6 protein-coding genes are annotated in these 5,889 nt (G+C 64.4%); all 6 read left to right on the top strand.

The features are described 5' to 3' along the window. Positions 1-1,034 (top strand): molecular chaperone DnaJ (dnaJ, locus tag ACK41V_RS23190; protein ID WP_409785970.1); only part of this gene is annotated, 1,034 nt, incomplete at its 5' end. A 156-nt stretch (positions 1,035-1,190) separates the two neighbouring features. After that, positions 1,191-2,555: an MBL fold metallo-hydrolase gene (locus ACK41V_RS23185; protein ID WP_409785968.1), complete on the top strand. Its 1,365-nt coding sequence runs from the start codon at positions 1,191-1,193 to the stop codon at positions 2,553-2,555. Positions 2,556-2,788: 233 nt separating this feature from the next. Further along, positions 2,789-3,760 (top strand): LysR family transcriptional regulator, encoded by a 972-nt coding sequence (locus ACK41V_RS23180; RefSeq protein WP_409785965.1) that lies wholly within the window; start codon positions 2,789-2,791, stop codon positions 3,758-3,760. Between the two features lie 63 nt (positions 3,761-3,823). After that, positions 3,824-5,245 (top strand): 3-isopropylmalate dehydratase large subunit, encoded by a 1,422-nt coding sequence (gene leuC / locus ACK41V_RS23175; RefSeq protein WP_409785963.1) that lies wholly within the window; start codon positions 3,824-3,826, stop codon positions 5,243-5,245. 11 nt (positions 5,246-5,256) lie between these two features. After that, positions 5,257-5,388, top strand: coding sequence for an entericidin A/B family lipoprotein (locus ACK41V_RS23170; RefSeq protein ID WP_055399399.1), 132 nt, complete (start codon positions 5,257-5,259; stop codon positions 5,386-5,388). Between the two features lie 11 nt (positions 5,389-5,399). Next, a partial coding sequence (gene leuD / locus ACK41V_RS23165; protein WP_409785960.1) for a 3-isopropylmalate dehydratase small subunit occupies positions 5,400-5,889 on the top strand: 490 nt, incomplete at its 3' end.

Below are 5,889 nucleotides of genomic sequence, written 5' to 3'. Positions count from 1 at the left end.
GGGATGCTGCCAAGTCGGCCGAAGAGCGATTCAAAGAGGCCAAAGAGGCCTACGAGATGCTGTCGGACCCGCAAAAACGCGCCGCCTATGACCAGTATGGTCACGCAGGTGTGGACCCCAACATGCGCGGCCCCGGGGGCCCGGGTGCAGAAGGCTTTGGCGGTTTTGCCGAAGCCTTCGGTGACATTTTTGGCGACATGTTCGGCCAGCAAGGTGGGCGTGGGCGCGGTGCTGCAGGGGGCCGCCAGGTCTACCGCGGCAGCGACCTCAGCTACGCCATGGAGATCACGCTGGAAGAAGCCGCACGCGGCAAAGATGCGCAGATCCGCATCCCGTCGTGGGAGGGCTGCGACACCTGCCACGGCAGCGGCGCCAAGCCCGGCACCAGCGCCAAAACCTGCGGCACCTGCCAGGGCGCGGGCACAGTGCAGATGCGCCAGGGCTTCTTCAGCGTGCAGCAGACCTGCCCCCACTGCCGCGGCACGGGCAAGATCATTCCCGAGCCGTGCACCACCTGCCACGGCCAAGGCAAGCTCAAGAAGCAAAAGACGCTGGAAGTGAAGATCCCTGCGGGCATCGACGACGGCATGCGCATTCGCAGCACCGGCAACGGCGAGCCAGGCACCAACGGCGGCCCACCGGGCGACCTGTACATCGAGATCCGCCTGAAGAAACACGACATCTTTGAGCGGGACGGCGATGACCTGCACTGTCAGGTGCCGGTGAGCTTTATCACAGCGGCCCTGGGCGGCGAGATCGAGGTGCCCACGCTCGCAGGCAAGGCGGCCATCGATATCCCCGAGGGCACCCAGGCTGGCAAGCAGTTCCGTCTGCGCGGCAAGGGGGTCAAGGGTGTGCGCGCCAGCTACCCAGGCGACCTGTACTGCCACATCGCGGTCGAGACGCCTGTGAAGCTGACCGAGCACCAGCGCAAGCTGCTGCGCGAGTTGGAAGATTCGCTCAAGAAGGGTGGCGGCCGCCATTCGCCCAGTGGAGAAAGCTGGACGGACAAGCTGAAGAACTTCTTCAGCTGATCACAGCCTCCCCTCCCTCAAAAAAACCGCCTGCGGCCTCCCGGCCCCGGCGGTTTTTTCTTGATATAGGGCAAGAAACTGCCAGTGACTGCCTGCCCGCCAAGCTCCCAGCAGTACGATAAAAATCCATCGACGAACCCACGGGAGCCTTGGCACATGAACGTCAACATCACCTTTCTGGGTGGCTCTGGCACAGTCACCGGCTCCAAATACTTGGTTCGCTACAACGGCAAAAGCCTGCTGGTCGATTGCGGCCTGTTCCAGGGCTACAAACAACTCCGGTTGCGCAACTGGCAGCCCTTGCCGGTGGCCCCGCACCAGATCGACGCCGCGGTGTTGACGCACGCCCACCTGGACCACAGCGGCTATCTACCCCTGCTGGCGCGCGATGGCTACACCCGCGCCATACATTGCACACCCGGCACGCGCGACTTGTGCACCATCCTGCTGCCCGACAGCGGGCACCTGCAGGAGGAAGACGCGGCCTTCCTCAACCGGCACCAGCTCAGCAGCCACCAGCCTGCCCTGCCGCTGTACACCCGCCTCGATGCCCTGCACTGCATGAAGCAGTTCAAGGTGCACGCCGTCCATCAACCGTTTGAGCCCCTGCCCGGCTGGCGCGCCACGTTTTCGCCTGCGGGCCACATCCTGGGCGCGGCCAGCGTGCTGCTGGAGGTGGGCGGGCGGCGCATCCTTTTCTCCGGGGATCTGGGCCGGCCCGACGATTTGCTCATGAACTCGCCCGACGCACCGCCCCAGGCCGACACGGTGCTGATCGAGTCCACCTACGGCGACCGCGAACACCCGCCCGAAACATTGCTAGAAGAACTGGGCCCTGCCCTGCAGCGTCTGGCCGCGCGCGGTGGCATTGCGGTGGTCCCCGTGTTTGCGGTGGGCCGCGCGCAGGTGGTGCTGCATGCCATTGGTTTGCTCAAGGCTCAGGGCGTGGTGCCTACGGCGCTGAAGGTGTTTCTGGACAGCCCCATGGCCGTCAGCACCACCGGCCTGTTCCAGCACCACATGCACGAGCACCGCCTGACTGGCCGCGAGGTGCAGGCGCTCGAACATGGCGCCACCATGGTCCAGACGCCTGAGCAATCCAAAGGGCTTGCCAAGCTGCACGGCCCCATGGTGATCCTGTCAGCCAGCGGCATGGCCACCGGCGGGCGCGTGCTGCACCACCTGGCGCTGCGCGCCGGCGATCACCGCAACATGATCATCCTGACCGGCCACCAGGCACCCGGCACGCGCGGGGCGCGGCTGGCCGATGGCGAAAAGACCATCCGCATCCACGGCCAGGACGTGGCGGTGCGGGCCGAGGTGGTGCGGCTGTCGTCCGCATCCGCCCATGCCGACGGCAACCAGCTCATCGCCTGGCTGCGCAGCATGGGCCACGCGCCCGATCAAGTCTATGTGGTGCACGGCGAGATGAGCGCCGCCGACATGCTGCGGCAACGCATTGAGCACGAGTTGCGCTGGCGAGCCACAGTGCCCGAACATGGCAGCACCTTGGCTGCGTGAAAACTGAGGGCACAGAGGCGCACTCATCAAAAATAGGAGCGGGCAGCGCTTTTATTCATTGGCTTTCATAACTAAAAGCATCTGAAGTCGTTTAAAGACAAGCGCAAGCAGCTCACTTTTTTGATACGCAGCCCCCTTACACGATGAACGTCATCGCATTCGGCGATGACGAACCGCTAAAAACAGGAGGAAAATACAAAGTCTTCTCAAAACAAGAAGGCTAGCTCCACCAAATGAAAAGCTCCGAGCGCAGTTTTGCGCGCCGTATCGACCTCACCTCGTTGCAATTATTTGTGGCGGTGTGCGAGCTCGGCAGCATCGGCCGCGCGGCGGAGCGCGAATTCATTGCCGCGTCGGCCGTCAGCAAGCGCCTGTCCGACCTGGAAACCGCCGTAGACACCGCCCTGCTCTACCGCCACAGCCGGGGCGTCACCCTCACGCCCGCTGGCGAAAGCCTCTTGCACCATGCGCGCACCGTGCTGTTTGGCCTCGAACGCATGCAGGGCGAGCTCAGCGAATACGCCGATGGCGTGCGCGGCCATGTGCGCATGCACGCCAACATCTCGGCCATCTTCCAGTTTCTGCCCGAAGACCTGGGCGCCTTTGCGCGCGAGCACAGCCAGATCAAGATCGACCTGCAGGAGCACCTCTCCAGCGATGTGCTGCACGCCGTACAAGAGGGCGCCGCCGACCTCGGCATCTGCAACATCGGCATGGCCAGCGCCAACGGTGCACTGGAATTACAAACCCGCCCCTACCGCGCCGACAATTTAGTGCTTGTAGTACCCCGGGCGCATGACCTGTCTGCGCTGAATGCTATCAATTTTGAAGAAGTCCTGGACTGGGACATCGTGGGCCTGCACGCCAACAGCAGCATCAGCCTGGCCATGCGCGCTGCTGCCGCCGCCGCCGGGCGTCCACTGCGCCAGCGCATCCAAGTCACCGGGCTGGACGCCATGTGCCGCATGATCGACAGCGGCCTGGGCGTGGGGCTGCTGCCTGACCGGGCGTTTGAACTGATGCGCGGCGTGGGCAACCTGCAGGCCATCCCGTTGACCGACGCCTGGGCCCACCGCGAACTGCGTGTGGTGGCGCGCGACTTCGACGCCCTGCCCGTCACGGCGCGCTTGCTGGTCGAGCACCTGGCGCCGCGCACCGCACCGACAACGGCTCCCGATATGGCACCCGCCACGGTGCCCGAATGAACGCCCCCGCACCAGCGCCGCATCACTAAAATCACCCACCCACCTGAAAAAGAAAGCCACGCCATGGGACGCACCCTGTACGACAAGATCTGGGACGAGCATGTCGTCCACACCGAAGAGGACGGCACCTCCATCCTCTACATCGACCGCCATCTGGTGCACGAGGTGACCAGCCCCCAGGCGTTTGAAGGCCTGCGCGAGGCGGGCCGCAAGGTGTGGCGCATGAGCTCCATCGTGGCCACCGCCGACCACAATACGCCCACCACGGGTTGGGAAAACGGCTACGACGGCATCACCGACCCGATCAGCAAGGAACAGATCACCACGCTGAACGACAACATGGCGCAGATCTCGCCCGCTGCGTTCTTCCCCTTCATGCACAAGCGCCAAGGCATCGTGCACGTCATCGGCCCCGAAAACGGCGCCACCCTGCCCGGCATGACCGTGGTGTGCGGCGACAGCCATACCAGCACCCACGGTGCATTCGGCGCGCTGGCCCACGGCATCGGCACCTCCGAGGTCGAGCACGTGATGGCCACGCAAACCCTGCTGGCCAAGAAGGCCAAGAACATGCTGGTGCAGGTGGACGGCACGCTGGCCAAGGGCGTGACGCCCAAGGACGTGGTGCTGGCCATCATCGGCAAGATCGGCACGGCCGGCGGCACGGGCTACACCATTGAATTTGCCGGCTCCGTCTTCCGCGCCATGAGCATGGAAGGCCGCATGACGGTCTGCAACATGGCCATCGAAGGCGGCGCGCGCGCGGGCCTGGTCGCTGTGGACGACAAGACCATTGAATACGTCAAGGGCCGCCCCCTGTCGCCCACGGGTGTGGAGTGGGACCAGGCCGTGGCGTACTGGAAGACGCTGCATTCGGACGCCGACGCCACGTTCGACACCGTCGTCAAGCTCGACGCGGCCGACATCCAACCCCAAGTCACTTGGGGCACCTCGCCCGAAATGGTGCTGGGCATTGACGCCCGCGTGCCCGACCCGGACAAGGAAAAAGACGCCAACAAGCGCGGCGCCATCGAGCGTGCCTTGACCTACATGGGCCTCACGCCCGGCAAGGCCATCAACGACATCACCATCGACAAGGTGTTCATCGGCAGTTGCACCAACAGCCGCATCGAAGACATGCGCGAAGCTGCCGCCGTGGTGAAGAACCTGGGCCGCAAGGTGGCCAGCAACGTGAAGCTGGCCATGGTGGTGCCGGGCTCGGGCCTGGTCAAAGAGCAGGCCGAACGCGAAGGTCTCGACAAGATTTTTGTGGCTGCTGGCTTTGAGTGGCGCGAACCCGGCTGCAGCATGTGCCTGGCCATGAACGCCGACCGCCTGGAGCCGGGCGAGCGCTGCGCATCCACCAGCAACCGCAACTTCGAAGGCCGCCAGGGCGCTGGTGGCCGCACCCATCTCGTCAGCCCTGCCATGGCCGCCGCCGCCGCCGTGCACGGTCATTTTGTGGACATTCGCCAATTCGCCTGAAGGAGCTCGCCATGAAGAAAATCGCCGCCATCCTCATCGCACTGTCTGCCGCCTTGCTGCTGGGCGGGTGCAACACCGTCAAGGGCGTGGGCCAGGACGTTCAACGGGCGGGGGGCGCACTCGAACGCGCCGCCAACAAATAAGCAAGATCTCCATGCAGAAATTCACCTTACTCAAGGGCCTAGTCGCCCCGATGGACCGCGAGAACGTCGACACCGACGCGATCATTCCCAAGCAGTTTTTGAAGTCGATCAAGAAGACCGGCTTTGGCGTGAACCTGTTTGACGAATGGCGCTACCTGGACCACGGCGAGCCGGGCCAGGACCCCGCCAGCCGCAAGCCCAACCCCGACTTTGTGCTGAACAAACCGCGCTACGCGGGAGCCTCGGTGTTGATCGCCCGTAAGAACTTTGGCTGCGGCTCCAGCCGCGAGCACGCGCCCTGGGCGCTGGACCAGTACGGCTTTCGCGCCGTGATTGCGCCGAGTTTTGCCGACATCTTCTTCAACAACTGCTTCAAGAACGGCCTGCTGCCCATCGTGTTGCCCGAGGCCACCGTGGCTCAGCTGTTTGATGAAGTGCACGCCTTCCCTGGCTACCAGCTCACCATCGACCTGGAGCGCCAGGTCATCGTGCGGCCCCAGG

Origin of the sequence: Acidovorax sp., assembly GCF_046291265.1 — a bacterium.
Classification (GTDB): domain Bacteria; phylum Pseudomonadota; class Gammaproteobacteria; order Burkholderiales; family Burkholderiaceae_C; genus Acidovorax.
This window is presented reverse-complemented; position numbering and strand designations above follow the sequence as displayed.